The 18,053-nt window shown below is 63.0% G+C and carries 16 protein-coding genes and 1 pseudogene; 14 read left to right on the top strand and 3 right to left on the bottom strand.

What is annotated here, in order from left to right; all coding sequences use genetic code 11:
* Nucleotides 1–98 precede the first annotated feature (98 nt).
* From NH8B_RS09630 to NH8B_RS09615, 4 genes are all read left to right on the top strand, one after another.
* Nucleotides 99–1,403, top strand: a complete 1,305-nt coding sequence (locus NH8B_RS09630; protein WP_014087145.1) for an MFS transporter — start codon at nt 99–101, stop codon at nt 1,401–1,403.
* A 27-nt stretch (nt 1,404–1,430) separates the two neighbouring features.
* Nucleotides 1,431–1,997 (top strand): RBBP9/YdeN family alpha/beta hydrolase, encoded by a 567-nt coding sequence (locus tag NH8B_RS09625; RefSeq protein ID WP_014087144.1) that lies wholly within the window; start codon nt 1,431–1,433, stop codon nt 1,995–1,997.
* Nucleotides 1,998–2,086: 89 nt separating this feature from the next.
* Nucleotides 2,087–2,755, top strand: coding sequence for a DsbA family oxidoreductase (locus NH8B_RS09620; protein ID WP_014087143.1), 669 nt, complete (start codon nt 2,087–2,089; stop codon nt 2,753–2,755).
* A gap of 81 nt (nt 2,756–2,836) precedes the next feature.
* The gene (locus NH8B_RS09615; protein ID WP_014087142.1) at nt 2,837–4,819 is read left to right on the top strand and encodes an acetoacetate--CoA ligase; all 1,983 of its coding nucleotides are present in this window, start codon (nt 2,837–2,839) and stop codon (nt 4,817–4,819) included.
* Nucleotides 4,820–4,983: 164 nt separating this feature from the next.
* On the opposite strand, the gene NH8B_RS09610 is transcribed toward NH8B_RS09615, so the two are convergent.
* Nucleotides 4,984–5,736, bottom strand: coding sequence for a UTRA domain-containing protein (locus NH8B_RS09610; RefSeq protein WP_008954147.1), 753 nt, complete (start codon nt 5,734–5,736; stop codon nt 4,984–4,986).
* A 285-nt stretch (nt 5,737–6,021) separates the two neighbouring features.
* Between NH8B_RS09610 and NH8B_RS09605 the strand changes: the two genes are divergently transcribed.
* The 7 genes from NH8B_RS09605 (at nt 6,022) to NH8B_RS09575 (ending at nt 13,361) form a co-directional block, all read left to right on the top strand.
* The gene (locus NH8B_RS09605; RefSeq protein ID WP_014087141.1) at nt 6,022–7,071 is read left to right on the top strand and encodes an ABC transporter substrate-binding protein; all 1,050 of its coding nucleotides are present in this window, start codon (nt 6,022–6,024) and stop codon (nt 7,069–7,071) included.
* Between the two features lie 248 nt (nt 7,072–7,319).
* A complete protein-coding gene (locus NH8B_RS09600) occupies nt 7,320–8,210 on the top strand; it encodes an ABC transporter permease (RefSeq protein WP_014087140.1) in 891 nt (296 codons plus the stop codon).
* The gene (locus NH8B_RS09595; RefSeq protein WP_014087139.1) at nt 8,200–8,970 is read left to right on the top strand and encodes an ABC transporter permease; all 771 of its coding nucleotides are present in this window, start codon (nt 8,200–8,202) and stop codon (nt 8,968–8,970) included. The genes NH8B_RS09600 and NH8B_RS09595 overlap by 11 nt, the downstream gene beginning before the upstream one ends.
* An 11-nt stretch (nt 8,971–8,981) precedes the next feature.
* Entirely contained in the window at nt 8,982–9,998 is a 1,017-nt protein-coding gene (locus NH8B_RS09590; RefSeq protein ID WP_014087138.1) for an ABC transporter ATP-binding protein, read from the top strand.
* A 1-nt stretch (nt 9,999) separates the two neighbouring features.
* The gene (locus NH8B_RS09585) at nt 10,000–10,668 is read left to right on the top strand and encodes an HAD family hydrolase (protein ID WP_014087137.1); all 669 of its coding nucleotides are present in this window, start codon (nt 10,000–10,002) and stop codon (nt 10,666–10,668) included.
* A gap of 58 nt (nt 10,669–10,726) precedes the next feature.
* Nucleotides 10,727–12,352, top strand: coding sequence for a Na/Pi cotransporter family protein (locus NH8B_RS09580; RefSeq protein ID WP_014087136.1), 1,626 nt, complete (start codon nt 10,727–10,729; stop codon nt 12,350–12,352).
* 28 nt (nt 12,353–12,380) lie between these two features.
* Nucleotides 12,381–13,361 carry a sugar phosphate isomerase/epimerase family protein gene (locus tag NH8B_RS09575; protein WP_014087135.1) on the top strand — a complete coding sequence of 327 codons (981 nt, stop codon included), beginning with the start codon at nt 12,381–12,383 and terminating at the stop codon, nt 13,359–13,361.
* A gap of 1 nt (nt 13,362) precedes the next feature.
* Here the strand turns inward: NH8B_RS09575 and NH8B_RS20915 are convergent.
* Both NH8B_RS20915 and NH8B_RS09570 read right to left on the bottom strand, forming a co-directional pair.
* Nucleotides 13,363–13,492 (bottom strand): annotated as a pseudogene (locus tag NH8B_RS20915) (IS110 family transposase); the annotation flags it as partial.
* A 619-nt stretch (nt 13,493–14,111) separates the two neighbouring features.
* Nucleotides 14,112–15,035: a LysR family transcriptional regulator gene (locus NH8B_RS09570; protein ID WP_014087134.1), complete on the bottom strand. Its 924-nt coding sequence runs from the start codon at nt 15,033–15,035 to the stop codon at nt 14,112–14,114.
* Nucleotides 15,036–15,197: 162 nt separating this feature from the next.
* Between NH8B_RS09570 and NH8B_RS09565 the strand changes: the two genes are divergently transcribed.
* The 3 genes from NH8B_RS09565 (at nt 15,198) to NH8B_RS09555 (ending at nt 18,017) form a co-directional block, all read left to right on the top strand.
* Nucleotides 15,198–16,403: a M20 aminoacylase family protein gene (locus NH8B_RS09565; RefSeq protein WP_014087133.1), complete on the top strand. Its 1,206-nt coding sequence runs from the start codon at nt 15,198–15,200 to the stop codon at nt 16,401–16,403.
* 99 nt (nt 16,404–16,502) lie between these two features.
* On the top strand, nt 16,503–17,270 hold the full coding sequence (locus NH8B_RS09560; RefSeq protein WP_014087132.1) for an ABC transporter substrate-binding protein: 768 nt from the start codon (nt 16,503–16,505) through the stop codon (nt 17,268–17,270).
* A 246-nt stretch (nt 17,271–17,516) separates the two neighbouring features.
* Nucleotides 17,517–18,017 carry an APC family permease gene (locus NH8B_RS09555; RefSeq protein WP_014087131.1) on the top strand — a complete coding sequence of 167 codons (501 nt, stop codon included), beginning with the start codon at nt 17,517–17,519 and terminating at the stop codon, nt 18,015–18,017.
* Nucleotides 18,018–18,053 lie beyond the last annotated feature (36 nt).

Here is an 18,053-nt window from a genome sequence, read left to right as displayed (position 1 = left end):
CCGGAGGGGGCCCGCGCGCTCTCTCCCCCTCTATAAGAAGCCGACTGGCGCATGGAGCAATATCGCTGGAGCGGTCATCACTACAAAGGAGACATAAATTGGCTGTTTACATTGCAGGTGTGGCTTCCGAAGCCACTATCGACGTACCGACCGTTCCGCGCCACTATGCCTGGATCGTCTTCGCCCTGACGTTCGGCTTGCTGCTGTCCGACTACATGTCGCGCCAGGTGCTCAACGCCGTGTTTCCCGTCCTCAAGGCCGAGTGGATGCTCTCCGACACCCGGCTAGGCTCGCTCAGCAGCATCGTCGCCTTGCTGGTGGGCTTGCTGACGTTTCCGTTTTCCATCGTCGCCGACCGCTGGGGCCGCGTCAGAAGCATCGTGTTGATGGCCGGATTGTGGAGTCTGGCCACGCTGGGCTGCGCGCTGTCGGCCAGCTACGGCCAGATGCTCGCCGCCCGCTTTTTCGTGGGCGTGGGCGAGGCCGCCTACGGCAGCGTGGGCATCGCCCTGATCCTGAGCATTTTCCCACCCAGCCTGCGCTCCACCCTGAGCAGCGCCTTCATGGCAGGCGGCCCGGTCGGTTCGGTCGTGGGCATGGCTCTGGGCGGCGTCGTGGCCCAACGGTTCGGCTGGCGCTGGTCGTTCGGCGTGATGGCGATTCTCGGCTTCGCCCTGGTCATCACCTACGCCCTGGTGGTGCGCGAGAGCAGGCTTCGGCCAACCATGAACAAGGTTGCCGCCAACACGGCGGCCGGCGCCCGCCCCGGTCTTTCCAGTCTGTTCTCCGACCTGTTTTCCTCGGTCTCGGTGCGCGCCGCCTACATCGGCAGCGGGCTGCAGCTCTTCATCATGGCCTCCGTGCTGGCGTGGCTGCCGAGTTTCCTCAACCGCTATTACAACCTGCCCACCGACAAGGCCGGCATCGGCGCAGCGGCCTTCATCCTGATCGGCGCGGCCGGCATGGTGTTGTGCGGCATCATCACCGACCGTGTCAGCCGGCGCCAGGCCGAGCGCAAGTGGAACGTGGCGATGGGGTACTCCATCGGCTCCGCCCTGCTCTTTCTGGTGGCCTTGCAACTGGCTCCGGGCAAGGCCCAGCTGGTGCTGATCGCTTGCGCCATGCTGATGGTGGCCGGTACCACCGGTCCGGCCGGCGCCATGGTGGCCAACCTCACCCACCCGACCATCCATGCCACCGCCTTCGCCACCCTGACGCTGGCCAACAACCTGCTTGGCCTGGCTCCCGGGCCCTTCGTCACCGGCGTGCTGGCCGACCATATCGGCCTGATGAACGCGCTGCATCTGGTGCCGCTGGTTTCCTTCGCCGCCGCCGCCGCCTTCGCCATCGGCAAGCGCCACTACACCCGCGACCTGGAGCGTCTCACGGCGCGACAGGGCTGATTTTCAACCCCGATCCCTTACCTTGCCATGTCAAATACCCCGACCATCCTGATCGTCCCCGGCCTGCGCGACCATGTGCCGGAACACTGGCAAACCCTGCTGGAAGAAAAGTGGCGGAAAGCAGGCCGCCCGATCGCTTCGGTGCCGCCGCTGGAACACGACAAGCTCAGCTGCTCCGCCCGCGTCGCCGCACTGGAAGACGCGCTGTCGCGCATCGACGGCCCGGTCATCCTGGTGGCCCACAGTGCCGGCTGCATGATCGTGGCGCAGTGGGCGCAGCGGCACCCGCGCGCCATCCATGGCGCGGTGCTGGCGGCCCCGGCCGACCTGGAATCGCCGATGCCCGAGGGCTACCCGTCGCCGGACACCATCGCAACCAACGGCTGGCTGCCGATTCCGCGCCAGCCGCTGCCGTTCCCGAGCATCGTCGCGGCCAGCACCAACGATCCCTTGGGCGCGCTGGAGCGCATCAGCGCGCTGGCCGACGCCTGGGGCAGCCGCCTGGTGAACGTCGGCGCGGCAGGCCACCTCAACCCCGCCGCCGGCTATGGCGAATGGCCGCAAGCGGAAGTGTTGATCGAAGCGCTGCTCTGAACCGCCTCGCGCGACACGGGCATTCGGCCTGGTGGCATCGGCAGCGGGAAAGCCGATGTCACCACCCCACCCTGAACGACATGGAATCCATGAGCACCACGCTGACCATCGAGGTGATGTTCGACCTCATCTGCCCCTGGTGTCTGATCGGCAAGCGCCATCTGGACGCCGCACTTAGCCTGTTCGCTGCCAGCCACCCCGCGGTGGCGGTCGACATGCGCTGGCGCCCCTTCATCCTGCTGCCGGACACCCCAGACACGGGGCTGCCATACCAGACGTTCTACCGGCAGCGCCTGGGCAGCCCGGAGGCGGTGGCTCGGCGGCGCGCCCAGGTACAGCAAGCCGGCGACCGCGTGGGGCTCTCGTTCAACTTCGACGCCATCAGCGTGCTGCCGAACACCCTGGCGGCACACCGCCTGGTGCACTACCTCGGCCGGCAATGCGGCCCAAAAAGCCAACAGGCGCTGATCGAAGAGCTATACGACGGCTATTTCATGCAGGGCAAGAACATCGGCGACGTCGCCTATCTGACCCGCCTCGCCGCCCGCTTCGGCCTGCCCCCTGCCGCAGCGGCCGATTATCTGCAGTCGCCGGCCGAGCACGACAGCGGCGCGTTCCTGCAGCAGAGCCGGCAGGCGGCCCAGGTCTACGGCATCGGCGGCGTACCCGGCTTTGCCTTCAACCAGCGCTTCCCGCTCTCCGGGGCAGTCCCTGCCGATGTCCTGCTGAGCGCCATGCGACAGGCCGTGAACGGCTGACGGGAAGCAAACGACAGCAACGAATCCGCGCAGCCGCGCCCTGCCAGTCGGCACGGCTGCCCACTCTACGGGAGAACAAGCATGGAAGCCCCCATCATGGCCTGGCAGCCCTCGGCGCAGACCCGCCGCGACGCCCAGCTAACCGCCTTCTGCAGCTGGCTGGAACGCGAACACGGACTCGTGTTCGATGACTACGACGCCCTGTGGCAATGGTCGGTGTCTGATCTAGACCCATTCTGGGGCGCGGTGTGGGACTACTTTGCCGTACCCTCGCGCCAACCGCGCGGCAAGGCGCTCGCCGTGGCGCAGATGCCGGATGCAGAGTGGTTTCCCGGCGTCGAACTCAACTACGTCGAGCAGGTGTTCCGCCACGCCACCGACACCCACCCCGCCATCATCAGCCGCAACGAAAGCGGCGAAGATCGCGAGCTGTCGTGGGCCGAGCTGCAACGTCAGGTCGCCGCCCTGGCCGCCACCCTGCGCGGCATGGGTATCGCCAGGGGGGACCGCGTGGTGGCTTATATGCCGAATATTGCGGAAACCGTGGTCGCCCTGCTGGCGGTGGCCAGCATCGGCGCCATCTGGTCGGCCTGCGCGCCGGACATGGGCCAGCTCGCGGTGCTCGACCGTTTCCGCCAGATCGAGCCCAAGGCCATCATCGCCGTGGACGGCTACCGCTACGGCGGCAAGGCGCACGACCGCAGCGCGCTGCTGCAGGCGATCGTGGCCGAGCTGCCGAGCATCCAGCACGTGGTGCTGCTGCCCAATCTGGGCCATGCGGCCAACTTTGCCGGCCTGCCCAATGCCGTGAGCTGGCAGGATGCCACCGCCGGGAACGTGCCGCTGCAGCCGGAATACGTGCCGTTCGACCACCCGCTGTGGGTGGTGTACTCCTCCGGCACCACCGGCATGCCCAAGCCCATCGTGCATTCGCAGGGTGGCGTGCTGATCGAGCATCTGAAGTTCGGCGCCTTCCACCTCGACCTGGCGCCGGGCGACCGCTTCCACTGGTACTCCAGCACCGGCTGGATCATGTGGAACATCCAGGTGGGCGGCCTGCTGGTCGGCAGCACCCTCTGCCTGTTCGACGGCAACCCCGGCACCCCGGACCTGGGCGCGCTGTGGCGCTTCGCCAGCGATGCCCGCGTCACCTTCTTCGGTGCCGGCGCCGCTTTTTACCTCTCCTGCCTCAAGGCCGGGGTGGTCCCCAAGGAACTGGCAGATCTCGGCCCGTTGCGCGGCATCGGTTCCACCGGCTCGCCGCTGCCGCCGGAAGGCTATCAGTGGCTGCTGGACAACGTCGGCCCGGTCTGGATCAACAGTCTGTCGGGCGGCACCGACTTCGCCAGCTGTTTCGTCGCCGGCACCCCGACCCTGCCGGTGTACCTCGGCGAAATCCAGTGCCGTTGTCTCGGCGCCAGCGTGGCGGCCTTCGACGATGCCGGCCAGCCGCTGCTGGACGAGGTAGGGGAACTGGTCTGTACCGCGCCGATGCCGTCGATGCCGCTCTGTTTCTGGAACGACAAGGACAACGTCCGCTACCGCGACAGCTATTTCGATGTCTACCCCGGTATCTGGCGCCATGGCGACTGGGTGCGCATCACCCCGCGCGGCGGCGCGGTGATCTACGGCCGCTCCGATGCCACCATCAACCGCCATGGCATCCGCATGGGCACCAGCGAGCTGTACCGCGCGGTGGAAGACCTGCCGGAAGTGCTGGACAGCATGGTGGTGGACCTGGAATACCTGGGTCGCGAATCCTACATGCCACTGTTCGTGGTGCTGCGCCCCGGCATCGAGCTGACACCCGAATTGACCAGCCTGATTCGTGACCGGATCAAGGTCGCCTTGTCGGCGCGGCACGTGCCCAACGACATCTTCCAGGTCGATGCGATCCCTCGCACCTTGTCGGGCAAGAAGATGGAGCTGCCGATCAAGAAACTGCTGCTCGGCCAAGCACTCGAGAAAGTGGCCAACCCGGACACCATGGCCAACCCGGAGAGCTTGCCGTGGTTCGAGGCGTTTGCCCGTCGCCATGCGACAGGTAACACGACGGCAGCGTAACCGCCGCCCCCCCTTGCCGCCACGTCTTCGCCAACAAGGCGCTGGCGGCAGTTTCCAACTTGACCCGACGGTTTTCAGTCGTGTCGGTGGGAACACCCCGGACACCCTAAACGTAACCGCAGGGCGCGACGCCCATCGGCGGCAGGGGCTGAATCGGTCATGCATCACAGCAAGGTGTTTGCCTTCATCCGCTCCAGCTCCTGGCTATCCACCAGAATGCGTACTGCGTCGTGGCGCCAGTATTCATGGTCGCAATCGATGATTTCGCCATGCTGGTCGTAGTTGACGCAGGAGATCAGCAAGATCGGGCTGCCCTCGGTCAACATCAGTGCCTGCGCCACCTCGCCCCAGGCGGCCGTCGGGTTGATCTCGAAGCGAGAGCGGCCATAGCGCACCCCATACTGCTGCTCGTAAAGCGTGGTCAGCGACTGGCTCAGGTCATGTTCCAGAATGCCGGGAAAGCGCTCCGGTTTCAGGTAATGCCGCGCCAGCAGTACTACGCGACCATCCAGCTTGCGCAGCCGTGTGACTTCGTTCACCCGCGACAGGGTGGGCAACGCCAGCTCCTGGCACAGGGTCGGCGTTGCCACGATGGTGCGCGATGACAGCACCAGGGTTTCCAGTTGCCGCTTCTGTTCGGTAACGATCTGGTGGAAGGGAGACCGGTACAGCGGGTTGTAGATCAGCCTGGGCGGGGCGACGAACCAGCCACGGCGGTCTTCGCAATAGACGCGCCCTTCGGCCTCCATCGCCAGCAGGGCCTCCTTCACCGTCGTGCGCGTGGTATCGAACAACTCGGAAAGCTCGCGCTCGGATGGCAGCTTGACCCCCGGCTGCAGCAATTTGCTATCGATCTGCATCTCCAGCGACTGCCTGATCTGGGCGGCCAGAGTGGTATTGCGCTCAATTGTCGCCAATTGGACTACTCCAGTATTTCAAATTAATGGCAAATCTATCACGAAATCATGATTTCTCAAAGACATGTCAAGGTAATGACAGTGTTGCCCATCCGGTAGGACTGCAAAGAAAACCACACGGCGAATTTTTACTTATATCGTTAAAATTCAAATAATTGGCAAAACACAATCCTTGCGACGTCGCATTTTTGCTGCCCGGCAGCATGCAGCACGATTGACAGTCGGAAAGCCACTGGACTAAGGTTTGCCTGCAGTTCAAATCTGGACTAGACCAAAGGAGCAAACATGAACAACTTGCTGGTTAGCGTCGTATCCGGCGGGCTTTGCCTCTGCCTGGCACAGGCCAATGCCGAGAGCCTCACTGTCCTGGCCCAGGCCGCCAAGAAAGAAGGCGCCGTTTACAGCGTGGGTATGCCCGACGACTGGGCCAACTGGAAAGACACCTGGGCACAGGTTACCCAGAAATATGGCCTGAGTCACCGCGATACCGATCTGAGCTCGGCTGAAGAACTGGCCAAGTTCGAGGCCGAAAAGACCAACGCGACGGCAGATATCGGCGACGTTGGCCATACGTTTGGCCCGGTTGCGCTGCAAAAGGGGCTGACCCAGCCGTACAAGCCCAGCACGTGGAACGACATTCCCTCCTGGGCCAAGGACAAGGACGGCCATTGGGTACTGGCCTATACCGGTACCATTTCCTTCATCACCAACAACCAGTTGGTGAAAGAGCCGCCCAAATCCTGGGCCGACCTGCTGAAAGGCAAATACAAGGTCACGCTGGGTGCGGTAGGGGTTTCCGCCCGCGCCAACAGTGCCGTGCTGGCCGCCGCGCTGGCCCGTGGCGGCGACGAGAAGAACCTGAAGCCGGCGCTGGAGTTCTTCGGCCAACTGGCCAAGCAGGGACGCCTGTCGCTGATCGACCCGAGCCTGGCCAACCTGGAAAAGGGGGAGATTGAAGTCGGCATCCTGTGGGATTTCACCTCGCTGAGCTACCGCGACCGCATCGACAGCAAGCGCTTCACGGTGAGCATTCCCACCGACGGCTCGGTCACCACCGGTTACACCACCATCATCAACAAGTACGCCAAGCACCCGAACGCCGCCAAGCTGGTGCGCGAATACGTGCTGAGCGATGCGGGCCAGGTCAACCTGGCGCGCGGCTATGCCCGACCGATCCGCAGCAATGTGTCGATTCCGGCCGATGTGCAGGCCAAGCTGCTGCCCGCCAGCCAGTACAAGGTTGCCAAGCCGATCCGCGACTTCGCCGCCTGGGAGGACTCGACCAAGAAGCTGCCGCGCCAGTGGCAGGAAATGGTCATGGTGAACATGCAGTAAGGGGCGCCTGCCACGTCCAGCCAGGCCAGCCTGGTATGGGTACGGAGGCATTCCCGGCAGGGCGGCGCCGGCGCATGGCGGCATCGGGCGCAACGGCGCCGGCCCGGCCTGCGGCGGGTGCCACCACGGTCCGTGTTCGGCCAACGTTTCAGCAAGCGGCCGTATAGCCGTGCGCAACCGACCGGGCCGAGCCGCCTCGCCGCCGGCCTGCGCCACACCAAACCGCGTAACCCGGAGTTACTTTTGTCATGAAAACCACTTCGCTCCCCTTTGCTGGCAAGCCTGCCGTGCCGGTGCGGCCGCGCTCACGGCTGCGGCACTGGCCGGCGGCGCTGTTGCTGCTGCCCTTTTTCGCCATGCTGATACTGTTCAGCCTGGCGCCGATGGCGTGGGTGCTGGTCAACAGCGTGCACACCGATCAGGGCCTGTCGCTGACCAACTACGGCGACATCCTGTCCTCGCCGTTTTACCGCCAGGCCTTCGACAACAGCCTGCGCATCTCCGTGTGGTCCAGCGTGATCGGGTTGGTGATTTCGCTGCTGGGGGCGGCCTCCCTACGCCGGGTTCCCGGCCGGCTGCGTCGGCTTGTGGTGTCGATCACCAATATGACCAGCAACCTCACCGGCGTCCCGCTCGCCTTCGCCTTTATCATTCTGGTTGGCACCAATGGCGCGCTGACCCTGCTGCTGCGCCAGTGGGGGCTGATCGAGGACTTCCGCCTGTACTCCAGCAACGGCGTCATCCTGATCTACACCTATTTCCAGATTCCGCTGGGCGTGCTGCTGCTGTATCCGGCCTTCGATTCGCTGGATGACGACTGGCAGGCCGCGGCCTCGCTGTTGGGCGCCCGGCTGTGGCAGTACTGGCGTTACGTGGGCCTGCCGGTGCTGGCCCCCGCCATTCTGGGCACCTTCATCCTGCTGTTTGCCAATGCCATCGGCGCCTACGCCAGCGCCTATGCCCTGACGCAAGGCAACTTCAACCTGATCACGGTACGCATTGCCAGCCTGGTGTCCGGCGACATCTTCCTGGAGCCGAACATGGCCGCCGCCCTGTCGGTATTGCTGATGCTGATGTTGCTGCTGGTCACCGCCGTCAACCAGTGGTTGCTGAAGAAAGGAGCCCGTCATGCGCGCTGAGCTCTATCACCGCAGCGTGGTCGCCGTGCTGATCCTGCTGCTCTCCGTACCGGTGCTGGCCACCCTGCTGTATTCGCTGTCCGAACACTGGGGCGCCACCATCCTGCCGGACGACCTGTCGCTGAGCTGGTATCTGCAACTGTGGCAGGACAGCGCCTTCCTGGCCGCCTTCGGGCGCTCGCTGGCGGTGTGCCTGGGCACCCTGCTGCTCTCCACGCTGATCATCGTGCCGGCGGTGTTCGTGGTGTTCTACCGCTTTCCCGGCCTGGACAAGCTGATGAACGCGCTGATCCTGATTCCGTTCGCGGTACCGCCGGTGGTGACCTCGGTCGGCCTGCTGAACATCTACGCCGACGGCCCGCTGAACATCACCGGCACGCCGTGGATTCTGGTGGGCTGCTACTTCACCATCGCCCTGCCCTTCATGTACCGCTCGCTGGCCAACAGTCTCGCCAGCATCAATGTGCGCGACCTGATGGAGGCCGCCCATTTGCTGGGTGCCAGCACCCCGGTGGCCTTTTTGCGGGTGATCCTGCCCAACCTGCGCAAAGGGCTGATGGCCTCGCTGTTCCTGGCGTTTTCCTTCCTGCTGGGCGACTTCGTGTTTGCCAACCTGCTGGCCGGTTCCCACTACGAAACCCTGCAGGTCTACCTCTACAACATGCGTCAGACGAGCGGCCACTTCACCAGTGCCATCGTCATGAGCTACTTCCTGTTCACACTGTTCCTGACGTGGCTGACCGCCCGTTTCAGCAAATAGGATGACATGCCATGAGTTACGTTGAAGCTAGCGGCCTGGCCAAGAAATATGGCAACGCCACCATTTTCCAGGACATCCATTTCTCGCTACGGAAAGGGGAATTCGTCACCCTGCTGGGCCCCAGCGGCTGCGGCAAATCCACGCTGCTGCGCAGCCTGGCCGGCCTGACCGACATCGACGCGGGCTGTATCCGCGTCGACGGCGAGGACATCACCCGCGCGGCGCCGCAAAAACGCGGCATCGGCATGGTGTTCCAGAGCTATGCGCTGTTCCCCAACATGAGCGTGGAACAGAACATTGCCTTCGGCCTGAAGCTGCAAAAGCAGCCGGGCAGCGAGATTGCGCGCAAGGTAGCCGACGTGATCCGCCTGGTGGCACTGGGCGGCAAGGAACAGCACTATCCGCACGAACTGTCCGGCGGACAGCGTCAGCGCGTGGCACTGGCGCGCGCGCTGGTGGTGGAGCCGCGCATCCTGCTGCTGGATGAACCCCTGTCGGCGCTGGACGCCCGCATCCGCAAATCGCTGCGGGAGCAAATCCGCGACATCCAGCAACGACTGGGCCTGACCACGGTCTTTGTCACCCACGATCAGGAAGAAGCCCTGACCATGTCCGACCGCATCTTTGTCATGGATCAGGGGCGCATCGTGCAGGAAGGCTCGGCCGAAATGATCTACACCCGCCCGGCCACCGAGTTCGTGGCGCGCTTCATGGGCAGCTACAACCTGCTGACACCCACCGAAGCCAGCCGCCTGCTGCAGCTGGAAACCCGCGGCCATCTGGCGATCCGCCCGGAAGCCATCCAGATCTTCACCCCGGGGCAGGCCTACCCGGCGCACCTGAGCGCGCCGCTGCCGGCCACCATCCGCCAGCACCAGCTACTGGGCAACGTCATCCGCTATCAGGTGCAGGCCCACGGCATCACCCTGCAGGTAGACCAGTTGAACCGCCGCGCCGAAGACCTGCTGGCCGCCGGCACCGAGGTAAACCTGATGATCGATCAACAACAAATGCGGGAGGTGCACTGAGATGGCACTGGGAATCTTCGATATGGACGACACCCTGGTGGATGGCGACAGTGCCAATCTCTGGCTGCACTACCTGGTGGAGCGCGGTCTGGCGCCCGCCGAGATGCTGCCGCGCGAAGCCGAGCTGCTGCAGGCCTACCGCGATGGCCGGGTGGACATGCACGAGTACATGCGCTTTGCGCTGATCCCGCTGCGCGGCCTCGGCCTGGACACCGTGCAGGGCTGGCTGGCGCCCTTCGTCGAGCACATCATCCTGCCGCGCATTTTTCCGCAGGCGCTACGCCAGCTGGAGTGGCACCGCGCCCGCCAGGACCGGCTGCTGGTGATCTCCGCCACCGGTGAGCACCTGGTCAGCGCCATCGCGCACCGGCTGGGCGTGGCGGATTCGATCGGTATCCAGCTGGCAACCCACGATGGCTGTTACAGCGGCGATACCCACGGAGTGCTGAGCTATCGCGAAGGCAAGGTAACCCGCTTGCATCAATGGCTGCATGACGAGGGCGAATCGCTGCACGACAGCTATGGCTACAGTGACTCGCTGAATGACGTGCCGCTGCTGGAAGCCGTCGCCCATCGCCATGCCATCAACCCCGACGCCACCCTGCGCCGCATTGCCGGCGAGCGCGGCTGGCAAGTCCTGTGCTGGCAGCACGCGGCGCAGCAGGCCTGAACCCGGTCCCGCAGCAGCGGGATCATCGCAGCGCCGGCAAGGCGTAAGCGAGGTAAGCATGTTTACAGTGTTATTGCATCTTGCCGGCGGTGTCGCCCTGCTGACCTGGGGCCTGCACATGGTGGAATCGGGCATCATGCGCGCCTGGGGCGCCGGGCTGCGTCACGTGATGGCCGGCAGCCTCGGCAACCGTTTCAAGGCGTTTTTTGCCGGCATGGGGGTGACCGCGGTACTGCAAAGCAGCACCGCCACCGGCCTGATCGCCTCGGCCTTTGCCGGCCGTAAGCTGATGACGCCCGTCACCGGACTGGCCATCATGCTGGGCGCCAATGTCGGCTCTACGCTGATCGTGCAGGCGTTCTCGCTGGACCTGAGCTGGCTGTCGCCCGCCTGTCTGGTCATCGGCATGGCCCTGTTCGAACGCGGCAAGGGCTCGCAACACGGCAACGTTGGTCGCGCCCTGATCGGCCTTGGCCTGATGCTGCTGGCGCTGGCGCTGCTGGTCGGCACCATGCGCCAGGCGGAAAGCGCCCCGGCCGTGCGCAGCATTCTGGCGGTACTGTCCGGCCAACCCCTGCTCACCGCCGCCATCGCCGCCGTGCTGACCTGGGCGGCGCACTCCAGCACACCGGTAGTGCTGCTGGTGATGTCGCTGTCCGGCAGCCATGCCATGGCGCTGGACACCGCCTTGTCGATGGTGCTGGGGGCCAATATCGGCAGCGCGCTGAACCCGTATATCGAGGGAGCCAAGAGCGAGGACAACCTGCGCAAGCGCCTGCCCACCGGCAATCTGCTGCTGCGCGGCGGCGTCTGCCTGCTGCTGTTGCCGTTTGTCTCCGTGCTGGCATCGCTGCTGCACGCGAGCAGCACCGATGGTGCCCAGCTGATCGCCCACGTGCACACGCTGCTGAACCTGGCGATTGCCCTGCTGTTCATCGGCCTGTTGGACCCGTTGGCCGCCGCCTTGGAACGGCTGCTGCCAGACAACCGCGAAGCAGAAAGCCCCGATGCCCCACGCTATCTGGACCCGTCAGCCATCGCCTCGCCATCGCTGGCGCTGGCCTGTGCCACGCGCGAAGCCCTGCACATGGGCGATGTCGTGGGCGACATGCTACGCCGCAGCCTACCGGCCCTGCTGCAAGGCGATCGTCGCCTGGTCAACGAGGTAATGCGCCGAGACGATGCGGTGGACAGCCTGCACGAGGCGATCAAGCTGTACGTTACCGCGGTCACGCGAGAAGGGCTGGAGCCGGCCGATGCGCGCCGCGCCATGTCGATCATGTCCTTCATCATCAATATGGAGCATATCGGCGACATCGTGGACAAAAACCTGATGGAGCTGGCCAGCAAGAAGATCAAGGGCAAGCTGTGCTTTTCTGCCGAAGGCACCACCGAACTACAGGCACTGCACGAGCAGGTCCTGGAAAGTTTCCAGCGTGCCCAGGCGGCGTTTGTCTCCAGCTGCGTAAAAACCGCCGAGCGCATCCTGGACGACAAGGTCATCGTGCGCGACCTGGAGCGCGAAGGCGCTGACAACCACTTGCTGCGCCTGCGCGATGGCCGCCCGGAAAGCATTCTGTCCAGCTCGCTGCACCTGGATGTGCTGCGCGATCTGAAACGCATCCATTCGCACATCTGCGCCACGGCCTATCCGATTCTGGAACAGCAGGCGCCCCAGTCATGAACCGACACCCTTTCACGGAGAACACCGCATGTTAACCACGGCCAACGCCGCCAAGGTGGTACAACGCATCGACACTATCCCGCTATTCCTTCATGCCTACGCCTATCACCTCAATATGCGCTGCGGCAGAATCCTGCCTGCCGATCTGCTGGATATCGCGCACCGGCAGCAGCTGGCCGGCGTGAAGATCCACGTGCTGGATGGCGAAGCCGCCGCCTTGTGCCATGCCGGCCCGGAAGAGTTGCAGGGATTTGGCGCCCGGGCCGCCGCGCTGGGGCTGGAACTGCATATCGAAACCAGCGCCTCCGACGCCGTGGCCATTGACGAGGCCGTGCGTATCGCCCGTCATACGGGCGCCCGCTCTGTGCGCTTTTATCCGCGTTACGAAGGCCATCTGCACGATGTATTAGGCCGGGTGGCAGCAGATATCCAGTCCATGAAGGCACGCTACAGCGACAGCGGCTTGCGCTTCACCATTGAGCAGCACGAGGACCTGACCAGCCACGAGCTGGTCGCGCTGGTGGCTGGCAGCGATTGGCCGCAACTGTCGATCCTGTTCGACTTCGCCAACATGATCAACGCCAATGAAGCCCCGCTGGCGGCGCTGGACGCCATGGCCGCCCACGTTACCGAAGTGCACATCAAAGACGCCCGCATTGTGGCCGAGGCCACCGGCAATGGCCACCTGGCCTGCCGCTCCGGCCACGGGGGGCTGCCGTTTCGCGCCCTGCTCACCCGTCTGCTCTGCCTCGGCGACAAGCAGCCGCAAGTCCGTGCCTATGGTCTGGAAGAAGAAGTGGACTACTACGCCCCGCCATTTCGCCACGATAACGAAGGCCCGAACCCGTGGATTCCCTGGCGCGAAATGAGCGAGACCCCACTACCGGAGCACGATCTGCCCGCGAGATTGCAGCAGGAAATCGACGATGCCGCCGCGCAACTGGTCTTTGTGCGCCAGACACTGGCACTCATTCGCGCGGAGGCAATGGGCTTCCTTGGTGAGGGCTGAAAACGCCCAAGAGCTTGGACTCGCCCCCGGTTGAGCGCCAGCGCGGCACCCGTCCCAGCGAGGCCGCAAAGTCAGCCCCTGGCATTGCCGGCGGTGACCGACAGCTGGCTGGCGGTAATCGGGCCAATACCGATGGCGCGACAACTTGGGAAGGCCGATCGGAGCGTCTAATCAGCAGCTGGCCCCCTCTCCAACAAGCGAATCGGGAATGATCAGAGGTGTCTCAACTTTGGCTCAGTACCCCAGCAAAATAAATAGCGGGTATACAAGCAGGTATCAAACGACTGGGGCTCTAGAAATTCCCCTGCAATTCAAAAGGATAAACCTAAATGCTGCTTATGACCGATAGCGGGCACAGCAGTTTCTCCCGGTTCGCTTAAGTTCGCTACATGCCGGCCAACCGTGCCGCCCCCTCGTCTCGTTTATGACAGTTCGCTTCGTTCCGCTGTCAACACAGGCAGTAGCATTGTTGCGAGAACTGCACAAATTCACTGGCCACCGGCGGTTCGTGTTCCCAAACACACGCCGTCCCGATGAATCCATTACGGCAACCACGATAAACTGGCCTGTCCCGCTCCCCATGGACAGAGGGTTAAGCACTAAGCAGCCTAGGTTGTGAGTCCGTAGTGCTCAGCTCTGGCGTGAAAAGATGGGGTAACGGTCAGCATCCGGAAAGCGGTTCTTACGCTTCTATTTTCCGGCGATCCCAATCAGACTTGGGAATCCCGCACCCGGCCCATTCCAGCCGTGTTACGACACGTGCGAGCGCAAATTTTCTGGCGTTAGTGCTTCTGCTGCAGCACGCAGGCAGCGGACAAAATATTCGGCAACCGGTGTAAGCAGGAGGTCCTTGCGCATGACTATGCCCATCTCCAGCGCCGGCAGCGACTGCTGCAGCGGAATTTGACATAGCCCCAGGCCGGCAACGCGATGGGCCAAGAGCCGGGAGAACAGCACCAGCGTATCGGTGCCGGAAACCAGACCCAGCGCGATGGCGAATGACGCGCACTGGATCGGGCGCCGCGGCAACGACAGCCCTTCTCTCTGGAATGCGGTTTCCATCACGCTATTCTGGAACCCACCGGATGAAACCGTGTTGGCCCATTGCGCGCCGGCGAGTTCGGCCAGGCTGCTGGCGTGCGCCAGGGGGTGCCCCTCACGCGCCATCACCACGAAATCGACCGAGAACAGCGGCAGGCTGATCAGATCTTCAGAGAGCATTTCGGGCAAAACGTGCGTGACGACGAAATCGATCGTTCCGTCACGCAGCTTCTGGCTGGCTTCGGGGAAACGTACTTCCAGGAAAGTCAGCTCAGCCTCAGGTGCTGCCTCCTGAAAACGCTCGACGGCCTGCGGCAGGATTGTCATGGCAATCGTTGAAGTGGCGCTGACGGTGACTTTTCCGCGCCTCTCCCCCTTGAGTTGATTCAGCTCTTCACGCGCACGGCGTGCATCTTCCAGCAATTGCAGGGCACGGGTTTTCAGGGCCGTGCCATAGGGCGTGAGTTCGATCCCCTGCACGCTCCGCGTCATCAACACTACCCCCAGATCACTTTCCAGCTCCTGCACGGTACGGGTCACGGCGGGCTGGGTCAGGTCAAGCCGACGGGCTGCGGCGCGCAGGCTTTTCTCTTCGGCGACGGCGACAAATACCTGTAGCTGCTGCAGTTTCATACCTCTCCTTAATGATAAGAAAACCTGATCATTTTCAAAAAAATTACATCTTTTCAGAACACGAAGCAAACCTTATTGTGACACCACCCCCGCCGAATCCGGCGGCCCCTGATCCCCCTACAGGCCCATGCCGCGGGCTGCATCTATGGAAGGCGCAAGCAAATGGACAAAGCCAAGCGTTACTGCGAAGTCGGCGATCTCGCCAGCATGGCGGAGGAGCTGCGCACGATTCGCCAGCACATCCACCAGCACCCGGAACTGGCCTATGAAGAACAGAAAACGGCTTCGCTCGTTGCGCAGAAACTACAGCAGTGGGGTTATGAGGTCACCACGGGGGTCGGCCACACCGGGGTGGTGGGTTCGCTGACAGTGGGAGAAAGCAAGCGCAGCATCGGTATCCGGGCCGACATGGACGCGCTGCCCATCCACGAACAAACCGGCTTGCCCTATGCCAGCCGCCACCACGGCAAGATGCATGCGTGCGGTCACGACGGCCATACCAGCATGCTGCTGGGGGCCGCGAAGTACCTGGCCGAAACGCGCCATTTTTCCGGCACCGTACACCTTTACTTCCAGCCGGCGGAAGAGCACGGCATCGATAGCGGCGCGCAGCGCATGATCAAGGATGGCCTGTTCGAGCGCTTTCCCTGCGATGCCGTATTTGGCGTACACAACCACCCTGGCGCGCCGGTGGGGACCTTCCTGTTCCGCAAGGGGCCCTTCCTGGCGGCGGGGGACAACGTCTACATCACCATCCACGGTACCGGCGGGCATGCCGCGCGGCCGCATCTGGCGGTAGACCCGGTGGTGGTGGCATCCAGCATTGTGATGGGCTTGCAAACCATCGTGGCACGCAACGTGATGCCGGGACAGCCTGCGGTGGTGACGGTAGGCGTATTGCAGGCAGGTTCCGCCAACAATGTCATTCCGGGGAGCGCCAGGCTGGAATTGAGCGTGCGCTCATTCAGCCAGGACGTGCGTGATCTGCTCAAAAGACGGATCACCGACCTGGTGCAGCAACAAGCGGCCAGCTACGGCGCAACGGCGGAAATCGACTACCGCATGGGCTACCCGGTGGTGATCAACTCCGACCGTGAAACCGAAATGGCAATCCAGGTGGCGCAAGAGTTGGTTGGAGAGGATCAGGTGGTGCCGCATACCGACCAACTGATGGGCAGCGAGGATTTCGCTTACATGCTGCAGGCTCGACCCGGCAGCTTCTTGCGCATCGGCAATGGTGTCGGCGAAGACGGCTGCATGGTGCATAACCCCAATTACGACTTCAATGACCGGAATCTGCCGATCGGCGCCGCTTATTGGGCACGCCTGGTCGAGCGCTTCCTGGAGCAGTCCCCGCATCCAGGCTGAGCCCCTGATGTTTTCCCATGCCAGTTCCTGGCTGCTCAGCACGCAGCGGGCTGGCCCCCTTGCAGCACAAGAAGAACCACCACGTCTACGGAGAAAACCATGAAGAAACTTACAGTTGCCCTAACCCTGGCCCTTGCTGCCGGCAGTGTTTATGCCAAGGATTGGACGGTCATCCGCTTTGGTATCGACCCCAGTTATGCCCCGTTCGAATCGAAGGCTCCCGACGGCAAGCTAGTTGGGTTCGACATCGATATCGGCAACGCCATCTGCACCAAGCTCAAGGCCCGGTGCGAATGGGTGGAAAACGCCTGGGACGGCATCATTCCGGCGCTCAAGGCCAAGAAATTCGACGCCATCCTGTCCTCGATGAGCGTGACCGAAAAGCGCCAGCAGCAGATCGCCTTTTCCGACAAGATCTACCATACCCCGACACGGCTCATCGCCCGCAAGGGTGCCGCCCTGGCTACGCTCGCATCGCTCAAGGGCAAACGGATCGGGGTAGAACAAGGTTCGACGCAAGAAGCCTACGCCAAGAAGTACTGGGAGCCCAGCAATGTGACGGTGGTGCCCTACCAGAACCAGGATCTGGTGTATCAGGATCTGCAATCCGGCCGTCTGGATGCCGCGCTGCAGGATGCGGTACAAGCGGACATGGGCTTCCTGAAAACGCCACGCGGCCACGATTACGCCTTTGTCGGCCCGGCGCTGAACGACACCCAAACGCTGGGCGTTGGCGCGGCCATCGGCTTGCGCAAAGAAGACCAGGATCTGCGCCAAAAGATCAATAAGGCCATCGCCGACATTCACAAAGACGGCACTTACCAGAAAATTGAAAACAAGTACTTCGGGTTTGACGTCTATAACTAATCCCCGATCTATCTTGACGCGAAATGGGGCGGCCCGACTGCTATTCCAGTTCGAGGAACGGTGAAAAGTCGTCGGCGCCGTGATAGAGGCGAAGCTGCGTAGCAGAGTTCTCTATCACTCCCCGACAACGGGGAGCACAATTTATTATTGTTGGAAGTTCATGCTGCAGCTTTTAGAGTCAAGCAGCCTGCGATCTGATCTTGTACGGCATGATTTACATGATGCCAATCGCCCCGATGGGCATTTATGGCTACCATCCCATTCTACAACCCACAAACTTTCTCTCCGACGATCGTGATGAGTGCTGTGTCGTTGGCCGCACTGAGCTTCCTAGGATTTGCTGCCATCAGCACGCTGACAGCAGAAAATCTCGGGCAAAAGAATCAAGTCGGCAAGGCCATGGTGATTGTGCTGTTTCTGATGTGGGCGCTGTATGTACTCCAAACCTGGACTGCTGGTATGGCATGGTCGGCTATCGGTAGCCTGCAGGCTGACAAGGACAATGCCTTTTATATTGTCGCCGCAGCCGTAGGCGGGACATCCCTGAAAGTAGCCTGCCAGCTGGCAACGGCTGTTTGCTGGGGCTTCTCTGCTGTGCTGGCGGCCCAGACTGCCGTATCGCGTATTCTGTTCAGCATGAGCCGGGATGGCCTGTCCCCGCTGCTTGGTTTGCTGGTAATCGGCATTATCTATCGCACCTTTGTTTCCTTGAAAAACAAGCGAGCAGTCAGCCTGTCGGAAATCTAAGCCCGTGTCCACTCTCCGTTTTGGGCCCCTCAGCCG

This window comes from Pseudogulbenkiania sp. NH8B (assembly GCF_000283535.1).
Lineage (GTDB): Bacteria > Pseudomonadota > Gammaproteobacteria > Burkholderiales > Chromobacteriaceae > Pseudogulbenkiania > Pseudogulbenkiania ferrooxidans.
Note: the sequence above shows the minus strand (reverse complement) of the source record. Positions and strands in the feature narration are given on the sequence as shown.